At 67.7% G+C, this 19,179-nt stretch carries 15 protein-coding genes; 9 read left to right on the forward strand and 6 right to left on the reverse strand.

Going from position 1 to position 19,179, the window contains the following annotated elements:
• Nucleotides 1–50 precede the first annotated feature (50 nt).
• The 3 genes from D2V04_RS16525 to glnE are packed head-to-tail and all read right to left on the reverse strand — an operon-like array spanning nt 51 to nt 4,017.
• Nucleotides 51–854, reverse strand: coding sequence for a ferritin-like domain-containing protein (locus D2V04_RS16525; protein WP_119514788.1), 804 nt, complete (start codon nt 852–854; stop codon nt 51–53).
• Nucleotides 851–1,324: a peroxiredoxin gene (locus D2V04_RS16530; protein ID WP_119514789.1), complete on the reverse strand. Its 474-nt coding sequence runs from the start codon at nt 1,322–1,324 to the stop codon at nt 851–853. The genes D2V04_RS16525 and D2V04_RS16530 overlap by 4 nt, the downstream gene beginning before the upstream one ends.
• A complete protein-coding gene (glnE, locus tag D2V04_RS16535; protein WP_119514790.1) occupies nt 1,321–4,017 on the reverse strand; it encodes a bifunctional [glutamate--ammonia ligase]-adenylyl-L-tyrosine phosphorylase/[glutamate--ammonia-ligase] adenylyltransferase in 2,697 nt (898 codons plus the stop codon). The genes D2V04_RS16530 and glnE overlap by 4 nt, the downstream gene beginning before the upstream one ends.
• Before the next feature lie 107 nt (nt 4,018–4,124).
• Between glnE and D2V04_RS16540 the strand changes: the two genes are divergently transcribed.
• Together D2V04_RS16540 and D2V04_RS16545 are read left to right on the forward strand one after the other, a co-directional pair.
• A complete protein-coding gene (locus D2V04_RS16540) occupies nt 4,125–5,810 on the forward strand; it encodes a M28 family metallopeptidase (RefSeq protein ID WP_119514791.1) in 1,686 nt (561 codons plus the stop codon).
• A 29-nt stretch (nt 5,811–5,839) separates the two neighbouring features.
• Nucleotides 5,840–6,820 carry an agmatine deiminase family protein gene (locus D2V04_RS16545; protein ID WP_119514792.1) on the forward strand — a complete coding sequence of 327 codons (981 nt, stop codon included), beginning with the start codon at nt 5,840–5,842 and terminating at the stop codon, nt 6,818–6,820.
• Nucleotides 6,821–6,982: 162 nt separating this feature from the next.
• On the opposite strand, the gene D2V04_RS16550 is transcribed toward D2V04_RS16545, so the two are convergent.
• The 3 genes from D2V04_RS16550 to thrS are packed head-to-tail and all read right to left on the reverse strand — an operon-like array spanning nt 6,983 to nt 10,178.
• Nucleotides 6,983–7,720 (reverse strand): sulfite exporter TauE/SafE family protein, encoded by a 738-nt coding sequence (locus D2V04_RS16550; protein ID WP_324186926.1) that lies wholly within the window; start codon nt 7,718–7,720, stop codon nt 6,983–6,985.
• Complete coding sequence (locus D2V04_RS16555) at nt 7,717–8,184, reverse strand: acetyltransferase (RefSeq protein WP_119514794.1); 468 nt, start codon at nt 8,182–8,184, stop codon at nt 7,717–7,719. The genes D2V04_RS16550 and D2V04_RS16555 overlap by 4 nt, the downstream gene beginning before the upstream one ends.
• Entirely contained in the window at nt 8,181–10,178 is a 1,998-nt protein-coding gene (gene thrS / locus D2V04_RS16560) for a threonine--tRNA ligase (protein ID WP_119514795.1), read from the reverse strand. The genes D2V04_RS16555 and thrS overlap by 4 nt, the downstream gene beginning before the upstream one ends.
• Nucleotides 10,179–10,575: 397 nt before the next feature.
• On the opposite strand from thrS, the gene D2V04_RS18035 reads away from it, so the two are divergent.
• The 7 genes from D2V04_RS18035 (at nt 10,576) to D2V04_RS16590 (ending at nt 19,147) form a co-directional block, all read left to right on the forward strand.
• Nucleotides 10,576–10,746 carry a hypothetical protein gene (locus D2V04_RS18035; RefSeq protein ID WP_182849798.1) on the forward strand — a complete coding sequence of 57 codons (171 nt, stop codon included), beginning with the start codon at nt 10,576–10,578 and terminating at the stop codon, nt 10,744–10,746.
• Nucleotides 10,743–11,351: a hypothetical protein gene (locus D2V04_RS16565; RefSeq protein WP_119514796.1), complete on the forward strand. Its 609-nt coding sequence runs from the start codon at nt 10,743–10,745 to the stop codon at nt 11,349–11,351. Before D2V04_RS18035 ends, D2V04_RS16565 begins: the two co-directional genes overlap by 4 nt.
• Entirely contained in the window at nt 11,348–11,539 is a 192-nt protein-coding gene (locus tag D2V04_RS16570) for a helix-turn-helix transcriptional regulator (protein ID WP_119514933.1), read from the forward strand. The genes D2V04_RS16565 and D2V04_RS16570 overlap by 4 nt, the downstream gene beginning before the upstream one ends.
• Nucleotides 11,540–11,695: 156 nt before the next feature.
• Entirely contained in the window at nt 11,696–12,433 is a 738-nt protein-coding gene (locus D2V04_RS16575) for an alpha/beta hydrolase (RefSeq protein WP_119514797.1), read from the forward strand.
• A gap of 16 nt (nt 12,434–12,449) precedes the next feature.
• On the forward strand, nt 12,450–13,307 hold the full coding sequence (locus D2V04_RS16580) for a tetratricopeptide repeat protein (protein WP_119514798.1): 858 nt from the start codon (nt 12,450–12,452) through the stop codon (nt 13,305–13,307).
• Nucleotides 13,304–14,284 (forward strand): LLM class flavin-dependent oxidoreductase, encoded by a 981-nt coding sequence (locus tag D2V04_RS16585; protein WP_119514799.1) that lies wholly within the window; start codon nt 13,304–13,306, stop codon nt 14,282–14,284. The genes D2V04_RS16580 and D2V04_RS16585 overlap by 4 nt, the downstream gene beginning before the upstream one ends.
• Nucleotides 14,285–14,422: 138 nt before the next feature.
• Nucleotides 14,423–19,147: an NAD-glutamate dehydrogenase gene (locus D2V04_RS16590; RefSeq protein WP_119514800.1), complete on the forward strand. Its 4,725-nt coding sequence runs from the start codon at nt 14,423–14,425 to the stop codon at nt 19,145–19,147.
• Nucleotides 19,148–19,179: the final 32 nt, after the last annotated feature.

Consider the following 19,179-nt stretch of genomic DNA (forward strand, 5'->3'; position numbering starts at 1 on the left):
TTGGGAACCCTCCTCCGTCTCAATAATTGCAGGCCTAACCGGGGGTGGGTTTAACTGGCAATAGCAGCGTAGAACTCTCGCGATAAACCGGCTGCCGAACGCGCCGAGTCGTTGAATGGCGGCTTCAGCGTCCCGCGAAAGTGCCTTTCCACCAGTATTTTCCAACACTTCTCAGGTATTTCGCCCGCTTCGTCGCAGCTCGCGACAAAGTGCTTTGTGCCGAACCGGACGTGACGAATCTCGTCGTCAAGGATTCGTTGGAGGATTCGCGCTCCGTCTTCGTCACCCTGAGCCCGGACCCGATCACGGGTGGCCGGCGTGACGTCGAGCCCGCGCGCCTCCAGCACCATCGGCACCACGGCGAGCCGCGCGCGCACCTCATGCTGCGTATCGTGCGCCGCCTGCCACAGGCCGCCGTGCGCCGGCAACGCGCCGTAGTGGCTTCCGAGGCGGCGGAGCTTGCGGTCGAGCAGCGCGAAATGCATCGCTTCGTCGGCAGCTACGGAAAGGAAATCGCTCACGAATTCCCGGCCCATAGCCTCCCCGAAGCGGCCTGCCATGTCGAGCGCGAGGTCGATCGCGACGAATTCGATGTGCGCCAGCGCATGCCACAGCGCGATCCGCCCGCGCTCCGATCCGGCCTTGCCGCGCTTCGGCATGCGATTGGGCGGGAGCAGTTCGGGGCGGTCGGGCGCAGCGGGGCGTTCCGGCATCGCGGTATCGAAGCGCCAGTCGAGCCGTCCGAGGCGCCAGCGGCGCGCGACGTCACGCGCGGCAAAGACTTTGGCCTTCGGTTCGCCGGTCAGCAGCGCGCCGCGGATCGCCGCGGCGACCGATTCGCGCGTTTCGTTCAAAGTGCCTTCGCCGCTTCGAGCACCTCGTCGGCATGGCCCTTGACCTTCACTTTGTCCCACACGCGGGCGATCTTGCCCTCCGCGCCGACGAGATAGGTGCTGCGGACCATTCCGATGAAGGTTTTTCCGTACATCTTCTTCTCGGTCCAGATCCCGAGCGCGTCGGAGAGGCCGCCTTCCTCCGCATCGGTCGCGAGCGGCACCTTCAGATCATGCTTGGTGATGAAATTGCGGTGCTTCTGGGGCGAATCCTTGCTCACCCCGAGCAGGGCAACGCCCGCCTTTTCGAACTCGCCGGCGAGCGCGGTGAAGTCCTTCGCTTCGGTCGTGCAGCCGGGCGTATTGTCCTTCGGATAGAAGAACACGACCAGCTTCCGCCCGCGAAAGTCCGACGGCTTCACCGTGCCGCCGTCCGGGGTTTCCATCGCGATGTCGGGCATCGCATCGCCGGTTTTCGGAAAGTCGCTCATTGTTCGGTCTCCAGTTTCTCGTCGAACACCTCGTGCCAGGTGGCGGCGACGCATTGCCGCGCCTCTCCCAGCCGGTGCAAGACCTCGTCGATGCTTTCACACCGGCAGGCGCGGGCCAATGCGCGGCCGGCGGCCGGCGTAGGCTGGTCGAGATCGGGGGCGAGCAGCCGGCCTGCGACAAGCAGACGCGTCATCATCCGCTCGGCCTCGGCCATTTCGCCGGGCAAGCTTCCGCGCTCGGCCAGGCAGGCGATGGCCTGCCCCAGATCGGGCACGATGCAGGCCTGGTCGCGCAGTTGCAGGTAGTGGACCAGGAACTCCAGATCGACCAGCCCGCCGCGCAGCAGCTTGGCGTCGAGCGGCCCGCGCGGCGGCTTGTTGGCCGCCATCTCGCTGCGCATCCTCAATACGTCCGCGCGCAGCTTTTCGGGATCGCGCGGGCGCAGCAGCACGCCGGCGATCGCGCTTTCCAGCGCAGCCCGCGCCTCGGGCGAGCCGAACAGCGGCCGCGCGCGCGTGAGAGCCATGTGTTCCCAGGTCCAGGCATCCTCGCGCTGGTAGCGCGCGAAGCTGTCGAGGCTAACCGCGAGGGGACCCTGCGCGCCTTGGGGCCGCAGGCGCGTGTCGACCTCGTACAGCGCGCCTTGCGCAGTCGGCACGCTCAGCGCGCCGCTGACCCTCTGTGCGAGGCGGTTGAAGTAGAGCGTGGCGCCGAGCGGCCGTGAACCGTCGGATTCGGCGCCGTGATCGCCGGTGAAGAGATAGATGATGTCGAGATCGGACGCATGCGTCAGCGCACCGCCCCCGAACCGCCCGAGGCCGAGCACGAGCAGTTCCCCGCCCAGCACAAGGCCGTGCTTGACCGCGAAATCGTCCTGCGTTGTGCGCGCGGCGATCGCCAGCGCGGCTTCCGCAGCGCGTGAGAGCGCAGCGGCGATGTCGAGCGGATCGTGTTCGCCTTGAATAAGTTGCACGCCGAGAGCGAAGCGCGTTTCGCCGGTGACCACGCGGATTCGGTCGAGCGCGCGTTCGTAGTCGTCGCCGGCCTCGCCACGCGCCATGCGTTCCGCGAGCGCAGGAACATCGCCCGGCAGGTCGAGCGCGCTCTTGTCGATCAGGGCATCGAGAAGCTCGGGCCGCCGCGCAAGCTGCTCGGCCAGCGGCGGTGCGAGCGTCAGCACGCCGACGAGCTGATCGAGCAGTGCCGGGCGCGCGTCGAGCAGGCGGAACAGGTTGATCGCGCTCGAAGCCTTGGTGATCAGCTCCTCCCAGAGCAGCAGGGCGCGGCGCGGGTCGGGCGCTTCGGCCAGGGCATCGAGCAGGCGCGGGAGTAGCGCGTCCAGCGAGGCGCGCGCCGCCTCGCTGCGCAACGCGCGGATATGCCCGTCGCTCCAATTGGCGATCCGTTCGGCGAGCGCCTCCGGCTCCTCGAAACCGAGCCGTTTGAGCCGGGCGGGCAGGCTCTCGCTCTCGGCCGGGGGTCCACCGCTGCCGCCCGGCCGGTCGAGCAGCCGGTCGAACCGCGCGGCAACCTCGGCACATAGCGGCGTCAGCTCCGCCAGCAGCGCCGCGCCGTCGGCCAGCCCGTCGAGCCGCGCGACGCGGTCGAGGGCTTCGCCATCGGGCAGGGTATGCGTCTGATGGTCCTCGAGCATCTGCAGCCGGTGCTCGACAACTCGCAGACGGTCGTAACTGTGCCCGAGAAGCTCGGCATCCTCAGGCGCGACGAGGCCGGCCGCAGCCAGCGCGTCGAGCGCGGCACGGGTCTCCCGGACCCGCAGCGAACGGTCGCGGCCGCCGTGGATCAACTGATGCGTCTGCGCAAAGAATTCGATCTCGCGGATCCCGCCGCGGCCTTGTTTGAGGTTGAAGCCGGGCGCGGGTTCGGTCGGGCCCGAATACCGGTCGCGGATGCGCGAGGTCAGCCGGCCGATCTCCTCGATCGCACCGAAATCGAGACTTCGCCGCCAGACGAACGGGCGGATCGCCGCGAGGAAGTCCTCACCCTGGCCGACATCGCCTGCGGCGGCGCGCGCGCGGATATAGGCCGCGCGCTCCCACGCCAGCGCCGAACTCTCGTAATGGCTGAGCGCCGCATCGCACGAGATTGCCAGCGGGCTGACCTCGGAAGCGGGACGCAAACGCAGATCGACCCGGAAGACGTAGCCCTCCGCGCTGTTGGCCGAGAGCATCTGGACGATCTCGCGGGCATAGCGCTGCGCCGCTTCTCCGGGTTCGTCGCGCGCGCGGCGGGGCAATGTCTCGGGATCGTAGAGCAGGATGGGGTCGATGTCGGAACTGTAATTGAGCTCCCCTGCGCCGTGCTTGCCGAGCGCGAGAGCGATAAACCCGGCCGGCGCAGCACCCTCGACGCGGCGCGCGATCGCCGCCGCTATCGCGCGGTCGAGCGCGCGGTCGGCAAAATCCGACAGCTCCGCCATCACCCTCTCGAGCGGGAAAGCCCCGGCAAGGTCGCCGACCGCGAGCGCTGCCGCCAACCCCAGCCGCTCGCGCCGCAATGCAATCTCGCAAGTCGTCGCGCCCGCACCCGCCTCGCGGGCCCAGGCGAGTGCCGCCTCGTCGTCCCCATCTCGCAGCAGCGCTTCGAGTTCCGGTTGCCGGTCGAGTGCGCGCGCAAGGAAGGGCGCGTTGGCACGAGCCCGCGCGATCGCATCTTGCCACTCACCCGTCATGCCCGCTCCCTGCCCGGAGTGCACACCATGCACAAGGACGGGTTGCCGCGGCGCGCGCGACCTGCCAAGTTTTGCGGCAATCGCAGTCTTGAGAGAGAGCCTTGCAAATGATCCGCCGAATCCTAGCCGCTACCACCGTGCTGGCGCTCGCCGCTTGCAACGTTGCCGTGGGCGACCCCGAGGGCGACACGACCCTCGACATCCCCGAAGTCGAAGTGCCCGAAATCTCCATCGAAACGATGAAGGAGGCGACCCGCACGCTTTCCTCGGACGAGTTCGAAGGCCGCCTGCCAGGCACCGCCGGCGAGGAGAAGACCGTCGCCTATATCGCCGAGCAGTTCGAGAAGGCGGGGCTCGAGCCGGGCAACAACGGCAGCTGGTTCCAGGACGTGCCGCTGGTCGAGATCACCGGACGCGATTTCGCGCCGCTGACGGTGAAGGCCGACGGCGAGACGATGAACTTCGACTTCGGCGACGACTGGGTCGGCGTCTCCTACCGCGAAACCCCGACGACGAAGGTCGAAAACAGCGAACTGGTGTTCGTCGGATACGGCATCAACGCGCCGGAGAAGAACTGGAACGACTATGCCGGGATCGACATGACGGGAAAAACCGCGGTCATCCTGGTCAACGACCCCGACTACGAAGCGGAAACGCTGGAAGGCACGTTCAACGGCAAGGCGATGACCTACTACGGCCGCTGGACCTACAAGTACGAGGAAGCCGCCCGCCAGGGCGCGACCGGCGCGATCATCGTGCACGACACCTATCCGGCATCCTATCCCTGGACCACTGTCAAGAATAGCTGGTCGGGCCCGCAATCCTACGCACAGCGCGAGGACGGCGGGGCGGACCAGACCGTGATGAACGGCTGGGTGCAGAAAGCGGTCGCCGAGCAGATCCTCGAGGCAACCGGACACAGCCTGGCCCAGCTTTCGGCCGCCGCGAAGAAGAAGGGCTTCAAGCCGGTGCCGCTCGGCGCGACCGTGTCCACTGCGTTCGAGAACGATACGCGCAGCTTCACCTCGAAGAACGTGATTGGCATTCTGCCGGGCGCCGAGCGCCCAGAGGAATATGTGCTCCACACCGCGCACTGGGACCACCTCGGACGCTGCGCCCCCGGCGAGGAGGACGAGATCTGCAACGGCGCGATCGACAACGCGACCGGCACCGCAGCGCTCATTGCCCTCGCCGAAGCGCATGCCAAGGTCGGCCCGGCCGATCGCAGCCTGGTATTCCTCGCCGTCACCGCCGAGGAGCAGGGCCTGCTGGGTTCCGAATACTACGGCGCCAATCCGGTGTTCCCCCTCGAACAGACGGTCGGCGGGGTGAACATGGACGCGCTTTCGCTCGCGGGTCCGGCAAAGGACGTGACCGTGGTCGGCCCCGACAAATCGCAGCTCGACGACTTCCTGACCGCCGCGCTGACCGCCGAAGGGCGCGTGGGCACGCCCAATCCCTCGCCCGAGGCGGGCTACTACTACCGCTCCGACCACTTCAGCATGGCCAAGCGCGGATTGCCGATGCTCTACGTCGACGGCGGGCAGGATCTGGTCGAAGGCGGCACCGAAGCCGGCGAGGCCTACGAGGCGCGCTATCGCGATACGGCCTATCACGCCGCGGGCGACGAATACGACGAGAACTGGGACTGGTCGGGCGTCGAGCGGGACTTGCGCCTGTTCTATCGCCTCGGGCGGATGATGGCAATGTCGACGGCGTGGCCCAACTGGCGCGAGGGCGACGAGTTCCGCCGCATCCGCGACGAGGCTTGCGCTGCGGACGGCGGCTGCTGACCCCGCACGCCCATTCGGAGCGACTTTCGATGGCTATCTCGATGCCGCCCGAATGGGCGCCGCAGGCGTGGCTGTGGATCGGCTTCCCGCATGATGCCGACGAGTGGCCCGGCTATCTCGACCGTGCGCAGGAGCAGATCGCCGCTTTCGCCAACGCGGTGGCCGAGAGCGGGCAGGAGGTGCGCCTGCTGGTGCGCGATGCTGCCAACGAGGCGCGCGCACGCGCGCTCGTCTCGGGCGCCGTCAAGCTCGAGCGGCGCAGCTTCGGGGACTTGTGGCTGCGCGACACCGGACCGCTCGTCCGCACGGACGGTTCGGCGCTGCGCTGCCTGTTCAATGGCTGGGGCGGCAAGTACCTGATGGAAGGCGACCAGACGATCGGTGCGGAGCTCGCGCAGGAAGCGGGGCTCCCGATCGCTGGGGCGGACTGGATCCTCGAAGGCGGGGCGATCGATGGCGACGGAACCGGGCTCGTCGTCACGACCGAACAGTGCCTGCTCAACCCGAACCGCAATCCCGACCTCTCGCGCGAGGAAATCGAATCGCGGCTTGCGCGCGATCTCGGCTTCGACCGCGTGCTGTGGCTCGGCGACGGCCTGATCAACGACCATACCGACGGGCACGTCGACAACCTCGCCCGGTTCGTTGCGCCGGGCCGCCTTGCATTGCCGCACGCGACGGACAGGGACGATCCCAACGCCGCGATCTACGCCGATGCGAAGCGCCGCGCGGAAGCCTTTGGTGTCGAAGTGGCCGAGATCCCCTCGCCCGGGCTCATCACGCGGGGCGATCTCGTGGAGCCGGCCAGCTACGCCAACTTTGCGATCACCACGAATCTCGTCGTCGTGCCGACGTTCGGCTCAATCCACGATGCGGACGGCGTCGCGGCGATTGCTGCGCTGTTTCCCGACCGCGCGACGGTCGGGCTCGCCGCCGATGCGGTGCTCGCAGGCGGCGGCGGCTTCCACTGTGCCAGCCAGCAGATGCCGGCGCTGCGAGCCGGTCTTTAACGCTTCCTTAGCCGCGGCGGGCGCAATTTCGACTGCATGGCATATGCGATCGCTCTCGCCCGCAGGCACGGACACCGCGCGCTCGACGTGCTGCGTACGGCGATCGTGGCAGGATGCGCGCTCGCATTGATCGCAGCCGACTCCGTGCTGCCCGGCCTGTCCCTATAGCAGTTTGATCAGCGCGGCGATCGCCGCTGCTGCCAGCACCACGGCCACGAAGATCCGCCATGTGGTGTCGCCGACCCGGCCGAACGCAAGGCTCCCCAGCCAGTTGCCGAGCAGCACGATAGGCAGAAGCGCCGCACCGAGCGCAAGCTGACGCCAGTGCAGTTCCCCAAGCAGTGCACCCGAAGCAAGACCGGCCCCCGAAGCGAAGGTGAAGATCAGAATCATCGACGCCTTGGCGGTCGCCCGTGGAATCGCGCGCCCGACGTAGTACGGGACGACGGGCGGACCCGGCATGCCCGCAAAGCCGGTCAGGAACCCGCTCGAGAGTCCCGTCAGCGCGGTGGTCGCCTTGCCCGGAAGATCGGCCGGGCGAGACGGGAGCAGGATGGCCGCGAACGCGGAGAGCGCGACCAGCGCGATCAGCAGCCGCGCCAGCGGCGCGGGTGTGGCGGAGAGTACCGCCAGCCCCGGCAGCGTCGCGAGGAGAACCAGCCCCGCGATGATCCAGGCGGAGCGCTCCGCATGTTGCCGCAGGCGCCTGAACTCGCTGAGGCCGAGTAGCAGCGAGACGGTGTTGGTCACCAGCACAGCCTCCACCGGCGTAAGCGCGAGCGCCAGCACCGGTACCAGCAGGATTGCCATGCCGAAGCCGGTGAGCCCACGCACGAACGCCGCGCCAAGCCCGCTCGCCAGCGCCACGGCGATCTGGAGCAGGGTGAAATCGGCGATCACGATCCGTTGCCCGGCCCGCGGCTGCCGCCCCCGGCATAACGCAATCGGACGAGCGGATAGGGCCGGCCTTGCGGATCGGTTTCCGATCGCCCGATCCGCACGAAGCCCCGTGCCTCGTAGAACGGCAGCGCGTTGCTGGCCTGCTCGCTTGCCTCGACCGTCGCGCGCGGCGACAGGGTGAGCGCGTGCTCGATCAGCGCCGTGCCATGGCCTTGCCCGTGCACTGCCGGATCGACGAACAGCGCATCGATCTCGTCGCCGTCCATCACGAGAAAGCCGAACACCAGCCCGCCATCATCCCCGGCCAGCCACAGCTCGGCCTGAGGCAGGAACTGTTCCGCCACCATGCGGTCGATCTCGACGCGATCTTCGGGCGTCAGGAAACCATGCGTCGCATCGACCGCCGCCCGCCAGATTTCGAGCGCGCGCGGAACATCCTCCGGCGATCCTCGGCGAATCTTCACCGCAGGTCGGGCGGGGTCGCGGCCTCGCGAAGCATCGCAATGGCCTCCTCGAGCGGCATGACCTTCTGCTGCTGCTCACCCAGCGTGCGAACCGCGACCGTGCCCTCTTCCGCTTCGCGTTTGCCGACGACCAGCAGATGCGGGACTTTGGCGAGACTGTGTTCGCGCACCTTGTAGTTGATCTTCTCGTTGCGAAGATCGGCCTCGACCCGGATCCCTGCCGCTTCGAGCTTGGCCACGACATCCTGCGCATAGCCGTCGGCGTCGGAAACGATCGTCGCCACGACCGCCTGCGTCGGTGCGAGCCACACCGGCAGGCGGCCCGCGAAGTGCTCGATCAGAATACCGATGAAGCGCTCGTAGGAGCCGAAGATCGCCCGGTGCAGCATGACCGGGCGGTGGCGCTCGCCGTCCTCGCCGACATAGCTCGCGTCGAGCCGTTCGGGCAGGACGCGGTCGGACTGGATCGTGCCGACCTGCCAGGTGCGGCCGATGGCGTCGGTGAGGTGCCATTCGAGCTTGGGGGCATAGAACGCGCCTTCGCCGGGCAGCTCCTCCCAGCCATACTCCTCGGTCGCGAGACCCGCCTCAATGACGGCGTTGCGCAGCTCGTCCTCGGCCTGGTCCCACTGCTCGTCCGTGCCGAAGCGCTGTTCCGGGCGCAGGGCGAGCTTGATCGCGTAAGTGAAACCGAAGTCCCGATAGACCCGGTCGGCCAGTTTGCAGAACTTGCGCACTTCGGCAACGATCTGGTCCTCGCGGCAGAAGATGTGCGCGTCGTCCTGGGTGAACTGGCGCACGCGCATCAGCCCGTGGAGCGCACCGTGCGGCTCGTTGCGGTGGCAGCAGCCGTTCTCGTAGAGGCGCAGCGGCAGGTCGCGGTAGGACTTGATGCCCTGCTTGAAGACCAGCACGTGCGCCGGGCAGTTCATCGGCTTGAGCGCCATCCACTCGGCCGCATCGGAGACCAGCGGGCCCTCGTCCTCGACGTTCGGTACTTCGTCGGGGATGACGAACATGTTCTCGCGGTACTTGCCCCAGTGGCCCGACTGCTCCCACTGGCGCGCGTCCATCACCTGCGGCGTCTTGATCTCGCGGTAGCCGGCGCCGTCGATCGCGCGGCGCATATAGGCCTCGAGCTCACGCCACACGCGGTAGCCCTGCGGGTGCCAGAAGACGCTGCCGTGCGCCTCTTCCTGCAGGTGGAACAGGTCCATCTCCCGCCCGAGCTTGCGGTGGTCGCGCTTGGCCGCTTCCTCCAGCCGATGGAGATGCGCGTCGAGCTGCTTCTTGCTGAGCCAACCGGTGCCGTAGATGCGCGTGAGCTGCGCATTGCGCTGGTCACCGCGCCAGTAGGCGCCCGCGACACGCATCAGCTTGAAGGCCTGCGGATCGAGCTTGCCGGTGCTGGCGAGGTGCGGCCCGCGGCACATGTCGAGCCAGTCCTCGCCCGACCAGTAAACCGTCAGCTCCTCATCCTCGGGCAGTTCCTTCGCCCATTCGGCCTTGAAGGTTTCGCCTTCGGCTTCCCACTTTTCGATGAGCTGTTCGCGCGTCCAGACCTCGCGCCGCAGCGGCTTGTCGGCGCGGATGATCTCGCGCATCTTCTCCTCGATCGCCGGCAGGTCGTCCATCGAGAACGGATCGCGCGTGTCGGGCGCCTTCACGTCGTAGTAGAAGCCGTCGTCGGTCGCGGGACCGAAGGTGATCTGCGTGCCCGGCCAGAGCGCCTGAACCGCTTCGGCGAGCACGTGCGCGTAGTCGTGACGGACCAGCTCGAGCGCGTCTTGCTCGTCGCGTGCGGTGATCAGCGCGAGGTCCGCGTCGCCGTCAAAGGGACGTGCGATGTCGCGCACTTCGCCGTCCACGCGCGCGGCGAGCGCCGCCTTGGCAAGCCCCGGGCCGATCGCCGCCGCGATGTCCGCCGGCGTGGTCCCCGGCTCGACCTCGCGCACCGAACCGTCGGGCAGGCTGATCTTGAGCAATTCCGTCATCGTTTTCGTACCGTTCCTTTGGCGCGGCGCTATCGGCGGCGCCCAGTTGAGGGCGCCATGGCACAGCGCAGCCCGCGCTTGAAGAGCGGCGTTGAGCTTGATGGCGATTTCGGGAGGAACACCGCACCGCCCGAAACCGGGCGGCGGCGGATCGCGTCAGGCCGCGACCGACCGCCCCCGGAGAGCCCGGGTGGTGGTAGTCGTGGCAGTGATCCACAGCGCGTTCATGACAGGTGAGATAACTGCGAAGGGTTAACGGTTCAAGTCACGGATGCCTTGCAAAAAACCGGCATAGGACGGGACCAGTGACAAGCCCACGCGCCATCTTGTCATGGTCGCTTGACACATACGCACTCAATGTCTAGGTTGCTTTACATTCTTGCAATGGAGCTTGACCATGACTGCTGTACGACCATTTCTCTGGGCCCTTGCCGTGATCGCCGTCGCGGTGCTCAATATCGTCGAAGTCCTGCCCGACTGGACGACAATCGCGGCCGTTCTGACGCTCCCCTTCTTCGCCGCCGTGACGGGTACCCGGTGTGGCAGGGCACGCGGAGAGGCGCGGTGACCGCCGAAGTCGCCGGCCGTACCGGCCGCTCGCGCTGGTTCTGGGCAGGGCTGATGTTCGCCTCCTTCGGGGCGATCGCCGCGCTCAGGATCACCGATGCGATCGGGAAGAGCACCGGCTTCATCCTGCTCGCTTGTACCATGCTGCTGATCATCCCCCTCACCCGCGCAGGCCTGGCGCATCAGCGGACCACCGGCCGCCTCAGTCCGGCGGTGGTGCGCTACACGCGGCGGTTCACGGTCGCGTCGCTCGGCTACATGCTCGGCCTCGGCATCGCGATTACGCTCAGCCAACGAATGGAACTTTCGGGCGCCGGTGCCTTTGCGATCGCCCTGCTGCCGGTACTGCCGATCTTCGCCATGATCTGGACGATGGCGCGCTACCTGATCGAGGAGGATGACGAATTCCTGCGCCACCGCGCCACCATGGCCTCGCTATTCGGCCTGGGTCTGGTGCTTGCGGCCGGCAGCTTCTGGGGCTTCCTCGAGACTTTCGGCGTCGTACCCCATATCGACGCCTGGTGGACCTTCCCCGTCTGGGCGATCGGCATGGGGATCGCGCAATGCTGGATGGGCTGGCGCGACCGGGCCGGGGCCGAATCGTGAAGAACCGCCTCAAGGTCCTGCGGGCCGAGCGCGACTGGAGCCAACAGGATCTCGCGCAGCGGCTGGAGGTCTCCCGCCAGAGCGTAAATGCGATCGAAACCGGGCGCTACGATCCGTCGTTGCCGCTGGCCTTCCGTATCGCGGCATTGTTCGACATGCCGATCGAAGCTATATTCACGCCCGATTGAGAGGGAGCCATGACGCGTATCGCCACATTGCTGCTCGCCTGTCTCGTCCTTTCGGCGTGCGGCGACCGCGCCGAGGAGCCGCCCGCGCCCTTCGACGTACCCGAACTCTATTGATCCGGTTGCCATGCTCCACATCTAGGGGGCATGGCTTCGGGAATGAGCGACATCCAGCATCACACCATGCCCGACGGGCGCCGCATCGCGTTTCGCCTGCAGGGCGGCGCGGGCCCCGCGATCGTGTTTCTGCCCGGCTATATGTCCGACATGGCGGGCGGGAAGGCGACGGCGGTATTCGATTGGGCCCGGCGTACCGGTCGCGCATGCCTGCTGCTCGACTATTCGGGCTGCGGGGAGAGCGACGGCGACTTCGCCGACGGCACGCTTTCGCGCTGGCGGGAGGAAGTGCTGGCCTTGATCGAGGCGAAGATTTCAGGCCGGGTGATCCTCGCCGGTTCGTCGATGGGCGGATGGCTGATGCTGCTGGTTGGCGAAGCGCTGGGCGAACGGCTTGCGGGGGTTGTCGGTATCGCGGCCGCGCCGGACTTCTCCGACTGGGGTTTCGATGACGCGCAGAAGGGGGAGCTCCACGAAGGACGCACGATTCGCGAAGAGAACCCCTACGGTCCCGAACCGACCCCAACGCATGGCACGTTCTGGCAGGATGCCGAGACGCTGCGTGTGCTCGATCATGCGATCGCGATCGATTGCCCGGTGCGCCTGCTCCATGGCCAGCGCGACCCCGACGTGCCGTGGGATGTGAGCCTGCGCACCGCCGAGGCCCTGCGTTCGGACGATGTACAGGTGGTGCTGATAAAGGACGGCGACCACCGCCTGTCGCGCGAGCAGGACATCGCGCTGCTGCTGCAAACGATCGCCTCGTTCCCTACCGAATGATCGGATTCCGCGCCTCATGACCCCCCTCATCGTTCTCCTGCTGCAAGTCGGTCCCATGCCGACCACCGAGCCGATCTCACCGATTCCCGAGGAGCTCCACGAACAGCGCGAGCGCACTCGCGCGCGGCAGAACGCCTATGTCGAGGTTCTGCCGGCGACGAAGAGTCGGCTTGCCCAGTGTCTGGCGCGCACGCGGCAAGATCCCGGCGGTGCGGCCAGCGAGGCCGAAGCCTGGCTCGCTGCGGCAAGCGGCGAGGAGCGCGGCGATGCAGCGCAGTGCCTCGGCGTGGCGCAGGCCCAGCTTGGCCAGCAGAGCGAAGCGGCGGAAACCTTCCTGCTGGCGCGCGATTCCACGCCGGCCGCAGACCACCGTGCGCGCGCCCTGCGCGGCGGGCTCGCAGGCGGCGCTCTGCTGACCCAAGGCGATCCCGCGGGCGCGCTTGCCCTGCTCGACGCGGCGCGAACCGACACCCAGGCCGCAGCGGGCGAGGCGACTGCCGGACAGGATGCTATCCGCGGCCAGATCGCGATCGATCGCGCCATAGCGCTCGTCGCGCTCGATCGCCTCGACGAAGCCGGAGCCGCGCTGGACACGGCGCGCACGGCGCTGCCCGACAATGCCCAGGCCTGGCTGCTGTCGGCGACCCTCTCGCGCAGGCTCGGCAAGCTGGAGGAGGCGCAAGCGAGGATCGAGCGGGCGGCCATACTCGCACCGCTGGACTCAGCTATCGGGCTCGAAGCCGGCGTCATCGCTGCCATGGCCGGCCGCGACGATGCCGCGCGCAAGAGCTGGCGCTCCGTGATCGACGCCGAACCCGGCAGCGAAGCCGCCGCGACCGCGCAAGCCTATCTCGACCAGTTGGACACGCCATGACCGATTTTGCCGTTCTCGATCTCGTCCCGGTGCGCGAAGGCGGCACGCTGGAGGAGGCCTACGCCGCCACCGCCGATCTCGCCCGCGCGGCCGAGGTGGCCGGATGCAAGCGCTTCTGGATTGCCGAACATCACGCGATGGAGGGTATCGCCGGCGGCGCGACCTCGGTCGTAATCGCTCATGTCGGACATGCGACGTCCACCATTCGCATCGGCGCGGGCGGCATCATGCTGCCCAACCACAACCCGTTCGTGATCGCCGAGCAGTTCGGCACGCTTGCCGCCCTGTTTCCCGGGCGGGTCGATCTCGGGCTTGGCCGCGCGCCCGGCGCCGGGCCGGAACTGCAGCGCGCGCTGCGCAAGGACCTGCACCGCGCGGCCGAGCTTTTCCCGCAGGACGTCGTCGAGCTGCGCGCGCTGCTGACCGGCGATCCCGAAGTGCCGATCAAGGCGACGCCCGGCTTCGGCGCGGAGGTCGATCTGTGGATGCTGGGATCCAGCTTGTTCGGCGCACAGCTCGCCGCGCGGCTGGGCCTGCCCTACGCCTTCGCAAGCCACTTCGCGCCGACTCATCTGGATGCAGCGCTGGAGCTCTACCGCCGCGATTTCCGCCCGTCCGAGGCGCTCGACAGGCCCCGCGTCATGGCCGCGATGACGGTGTTCGTCGCCGAGACCGAGGAAGAGGCCGAGCTAATCGCATCGTCGCAAGCGCAGAGCTTCGTACGCCTGCGCACGGGCAACCCAGGCCGCCTTCCACCGCCGGTGCCCGGATACCGCGACAGCCTGCCGTCGCAGGCGCGCGCGATCCTCGATCATATCGGAGAAGCTTCCGCCATCGGCACGCCCGAGCAGGTCGGAGCCAGGATCGAGGCATTCGTGGCCCGCACCGGCGCGGACGAGATCATGATGTCGGGCGCCACCTACGATCCCGCAGCGCGCATAAGATCGCTCGAACTTCTCGGCGATCTCATGCGTTAAGGGGAGAGCGCGCACCTTGTGGTAAGGGTGCAGGCGAGCGGCTTGCGGCGCGAACGATTTGGGCGTAGGCGCGCAACATTATTGCCGCACGTTGCGGCATGCAGTGGCCGGGCTCCGATGCCCGATGGAGCGATTTCGATGGGTTCCAACGCAGCCGCCTCTTCCGACAAATCCCGCCGCCGGCTGGCCAACAGTTCTTCCCTAATCGAGGGGCTGACCACACGCATCTGCGAGTCGCTGTTGCCCGGCGACACGCCGTTCGCGACCGACAAGGTGCGCGAGGCCGCCGCGTTCATGCTCGACACGGCGAGCCGGCGCGCCCCGGGAGAGGTGGCGATCTCGCTCGCCTCGGCCACCGACGGGCGGCGCTTCATGCGCATCGCCTTGATCAACGACGACATGCCGTTTCTGGTCGACTCGGTCGCCGCGACGATCGCGGCGCAGGGCCTCGCGATCGACCGGCTGGTGCACCCGGTGGTCCACGTCCGCCGCGATGCCGAAGGAGCGCTGAAGGCGATCGCCGGCGAACGGGGGGACGACACCCGCCGCGAGTCTATGATCTACGTCGAAACGGTCCGCATCGATGCGCGCCAGCGCCGCGAGCTGGAGCGTGCACTGCGCGGGACGCTGACCGACGTCCGCGCCGCCGTGGCCGACTGGCCGAAGATGCGCGAAGCCATGCGCGACGACGCCGCCCGGATCGAGGACGCCGAAGGCGCCGACCTGCTGCGCTGGCTCGAAAGCGGCATGCTGACCCAGCTCGGCCATATCATCCGTTACCGCGACGGCAGCCATTCCGACCTGCTCGGCGTCTGCCGCAAGAGCGCCAAGCAGATTCTCGCCGACGCATCCTACGAACGCGCGTTCGACTGGTTCGGCGCGGCCGAAGACGGGCGCGAGCTGCTCATCATCAAGGCCAACCGGGTTTCCAACGTCCATCGCCGCGTGCCGCTGGACCTGTTCATCGTGCCGGTGCGCGAGGGCGGCGATATCGTCGCGCTTTCGATTCACGCGGGCGTCTGGACCAGCGCCGCGCTCGCTGCTCCGCCGATGCAGGTGCCGCGCCTGCGCGAGCGGCTGACCCGCCTGATGGAGAAGTTCGACTTCGACGCGGGCGGCCACGCCGGCAAGGCGCTGGTGCACGCGCTGACGGCACTCCCCCACGATCTCGTGATCGGTTTCCGGGACGAGGATATCGAACGCGTCACCACCGCGATGATGAGCCTGGTCGATCGCCCGCGCCCGCGCCTCGCCCTGGTCGAAGCGCCGCTGGCGCGGCATCTCTTCGCCTTCGTGTGGATGCCGCGCGACATGCTCGCGACCCAGGTGCGGCATCGCATCCAGGAACTGCTCGAGGAAGGCGCCGGTGCAACCCTGCTCGACTGGAGCCTGCAGGTCGAAGGCGGCAACCTCGCCATGCTGCGCTTCGTGCTCGACTTGCGCGGCGGAGAAGTCGCGACACCCGAACTGGAGCTCGAAGGGCAACTCCAGACGATGCTGCGCGGCTGGGCCGAAGCGGTTGAGAGCGAGCTCGCCCATCAGATGGATGCGGGCCGCGCCGCGGCCATCGCCACGCGTTTCGCCGAGGCTTTCCCCGCCGCATACCGAACCGACTATGGTCCGGCCGAGGCCGCGCGCGACATTGCGCGCATGCGCCACCTTTCGGTGCCCGAAGCAGGCGCTGCGAGCGGCGAGAGCGCGCAGCGCGATGCGCGCCTCTACCGGCTCGGAGGCGATCCCGAGGGGCACCTGCGCCTCAAGATCTATGAGCACGAAGGCGCGCTGCCGCTGTCCAGCGCGGTCCCGGCGCTGGAGAACTTCGGCTTCCAGGTGCTCGCGGAGATTCCTACCCCGCTCGACGAAGGGCGGCTCGGCACGATCCACGATTTTACCCTGGCCCTGACCGAAGGCGAAACCGCCGCTCCGCTGCTCGAGCGCGCCGATGCGATCGAGGAAGCGATCGCCGCCGTCCTCAATGGCCGGGCCGAAGACGACCCGTTCAACCGCCTCGTGATCGGTGTCGGCCTCAGTGCCGGCGAAGCGAACTGGCTGCGCGCGTTCTACCGCTATCTGCGGCAAGCCGGTGTCAGCTTCACGATCTACACCGTGGTCGACGCACTCGATCGGGCGCCCACGGTCACCCGCGCAATCGCCCGGCTCTTCGCCGCGCGGCACGAGCCCGCGTTCGCCGGCGATCGCGAGGTTGCCGAGAAAGAGGCGGAAAGCGCGATCAAGCAGGGCCTCGCGAAAGTCGTCGCGATCAACGACGACCGCCTGCTGCGGCTTTACGACGCGCTCGTGCGCGCGATCCTGCGCACCAATGCCTTCGCCCCGGCGAGCGAAGAAGCGTTGGCATTCAAGATCGATTCGGCGCTCGTCCCGGCCCTGCCCAAGCCGATTCCGTGGCGCGAGATCTTCGTCTACTCGCGGCGGGTGGAAGGCATTCACTTGCGCGCGGGGCCTGTCGCACGAGGCGGCCTCCGCTGGTCGGACCGGCGCGACGACTTCCGCACCGAAATTCTCGGCCTGATGAAGGCGCAGCGCGTCAAGAACGCGGTGATCGTGCCGACCGGCGCCAAGGGCGGGTTCTATCCCAAGCAATTGCCCGCACCGGACAAGGACCGCGCCGCATGGGCCGCGGAAGGCCAGGCGAGCTACGAGATCTTCATTCGCACGCTGCTGTCGGTGACCGACAACATCGTGGACGGCAAGGTGGTCCATCCTGAAGCGGTCGTCGTCCGCGACGGTGACGATCCCTATTTCGTGGTTGCCGCAGACAAGGGCACGGCGCGCTTCTCCGACATCGCAAATGCGATCGCCCAGAAGCGGGACTTCTGGCTCGGTGACGCTTTCGCCAGCGGCGGTTCGAACGGGTACGACCATAAGGCGATGGGCATCACCGCGCGCGGCGCCTGGGTGTCGGTCCAGCGGCACTTCCGCGAAATGGGCGTCGACGTGCAGAGCGAACCCGTGCGGGTCGCAGGCTGCGGCGACATGTCGGGCGACGTGTTCGGCAACGGCATGCTGCTGTCCAAGGCGATCAAACTCGTGGCCGCGTTCGACCACCGCCACATCTTCATCGACCCGAACCCCGACCCGGCGGCGAGCTGGAAGGAGCGCAAGCGCCTGTTCGATCTGCCGACGTCGAGCTGGGAGGATTACGACAAGGGGCTGATCTCGAAGGGCGGGGGTGTCTTCTCGCGCTCGATGAAGCGCATCCCGCTCTCGGCAGCGATGCGCAAGCTGCTCGAGGTCGAGGAGAAGGAGCTCGAGCCGGAGGCGTTAATCTCGGCGATCCTCAGGGCCGAGGTCGACCTCATATGGTTCGGCGGCATCGGCACTTACGTAAAGAGCAGCCTCGAGAACAACGTTCAGGTGGGCGACCCCTCCAACGACGGATTGCGCGTTAACGCCGCCGAAATGCGCGCCAAGGTCATCGGCGAGGGTGCCAACCTCGGCACGACGCAGGCCGGGCGGATCGAATTCGCGCTGGGCGGCGGCCGGATCAATACGGACTTCATCGATAACGCCGCAGGCGTGAATTGCTCGGACAACGAGGTCAACATCAAGATCGCGCTCGCTGCAGCGGTGCGAACGGGCAAATTGTCGACGAAAAAGCGCAATGCTCTGCTCGAATCGATGACCGACGAAGTCGCCAATCTGGTGCTGGAGAGCAATCGGCTTCAGGCGCTGGCGCTGTCGATTGCCGAAGCCGGCGGGGCGCCCGCTGTCGCCACCCAGTTGCAGTTGATCGAGGGCCTGGTAGGCCGGGGCGCACTCGACCGGCAGACCGAAGGTCTGGCCCCGAACGAAAGCCTGGCCCGGCGCGCCAGCGAAGGCATCGGTCTGACACGGCCGGAACTCGCCGTGCTTCTGTCTTCCACGAAGCTGGTCCTGCAGGATGCGATCGAGCAGACGTCCCTGCCCGACGACCCCAGTCTCACCGATCTGCTGTTCGACTATTTCCCATCGGCCATGCGCAAGACCTACAAGCGCCAAATTGAGGGACACCAGTTACGCCGCGAGATCATCGCCACTTCGCTCGCCAACCTGTTCGTCAACCGGATGGGGCTCGTTCATCCCTTCGAACTGGCGGAGGAAGAAGGCGTCGGCCTTGGCGATGTCGCCGCATCCTTCGTCGCGGCCGCCAAGCTGTTCAACGTCGGCGCGTTGTGGGGCGAGCTGGAAACGGCCAGCATGCCCGAGGACGCGCGGCTCTACCTGTTCCGCCACACGGCAGGCGCGTTGCGTAGCCAGATGGCCGATCTCATCCGGGTCGGCGCCAGCACGTCGCTGCCGAGCGAACTGATCGAAAGCCTGCAGAAACGCGTCGCGCAGCTTTCCACCGGCACCGACGAATTGCTGACCGAGGCCTCGCGCAGACAATCGGACAAACTCAAGGCCGAATTCGTCGAAATGGGCGCGCCGGAAGGACTCGCCGCGCAAGTCACGCATCTCTACGATCTCGACGGTGCGATCGGTCTCGCATCGCTGTCCCGGGCCGCCGAGATCGACGCGCGGGCGCTGACCGCGGCGTTCACCGATCTGGGCGAGCGCATCGGTCTCGACTGGGCGCAGAGCACTTCGGCCCTCATGAACCCGTCGGACGTCTGGGAACGGCTGCTCGTGGCGGGCCTGTCGCGCGATTTCCAGCAGATGCGGCTCGACTTCCTGCGCCGGCTTTCGCGGCGCAAAGGGATCAAGACCGATCCGCTCGGCGCGGTCGCCAACTGGGCGGACGAGCACTCTGCGGCGATCCGGCAGTTCCGGGCCATGATCGGGCGGGCTCAAGCGCTGGGCGAGGTCTCCCCCGCGATGCTGGCGCAGATCGCGAGCCAGGCGCGCAATCTGCTCGGGCGATAGACGGAATCCTCCCCCGCATACCCCCAGGCGAG

This window comes from Pelagerythrobacter aerophilus, from assembly GCF_003581645.1.
GTDB classification, from domain to species: domain Bacteria; phylum Pseudomonadota; class Alphaproteobacteria; order Sphingomonadales; family Sphingomonadaceae; genus Pelagerythrobacter; species Pelagerythrobacter aerophilus.

Bases quoted from the DNA above. Each gene is read 5' to 3' on its own strand.
- D2V04_RS16530 (WP_119514789.1), bottom strand. From the start codon at position 1,324: ATGAGCGACTTTCCGAAAACCGGCGATGCGATGCCCGACATCGCGATG.
- glnE (WP_119514790.1), bottom strand. From the start codon at position 4,017: ATGACGGGTGAGTGGCAAGATGCGATCGCGCGGGCTCGTGCCAACGCG.
- D2V04_RS16540 (WP_119514791.1), top strand. From the start codon at position 4,125: ATGATCCGCCGAATCCTAGCCGCTACCACCGTGCTGGCGCTCGCCGCT.
- D2V04_RS16545 (WP_119514792.1), top strand. From the start codon at position 5,840: ATGGCTATCTCGATGCCGCCCGAATGGGCGCCGCAGGCGTGGCTGTGG.
- thrS (WP_119514795.1), bottom strand. From the start codon at position 10,178: ATGACGGAATTGCTCAAGATCAGCCTGCCCGACGGTTCGGTGCGCGAG.
- D2V04_RS18035 (WP_182849798.1), top strand. From the start codon at position 10,576: ATGACTGCTGTACGACCATTTCTCTGGGCCCTTGCCGTGATCGCCGTC.
- D2V04_RS16575 (WP_119514797.1), top strand. From the start codon at position 11,696: ATGAGCGACATCCAGCATCACACCATGCCCGACGGGCGCCGCATCGCG.
- D2V04_RS16580 (WP_119514798.1), top strand. From the start codon at position 12,450: ATGACCCCCCTCATCGTTCTCCTGCTGCAAGTCGGTCCCATGCCGACC.
- D2V04_RS16585 (WP_119514799.1), top strand. From the start codon at position 13,304: ATGACCGATTTTGCCGTTCTCGATCTCGTCCCGGTGCGCGAAGGCGGC.
- D2V04_RS16590 (WP_119514800.1), top strand. From the start codon at position 14,423: ATGGGTTCCAACGCAGCCGCCTCTTCCGACAAATCCCGCCGCCGGCTG.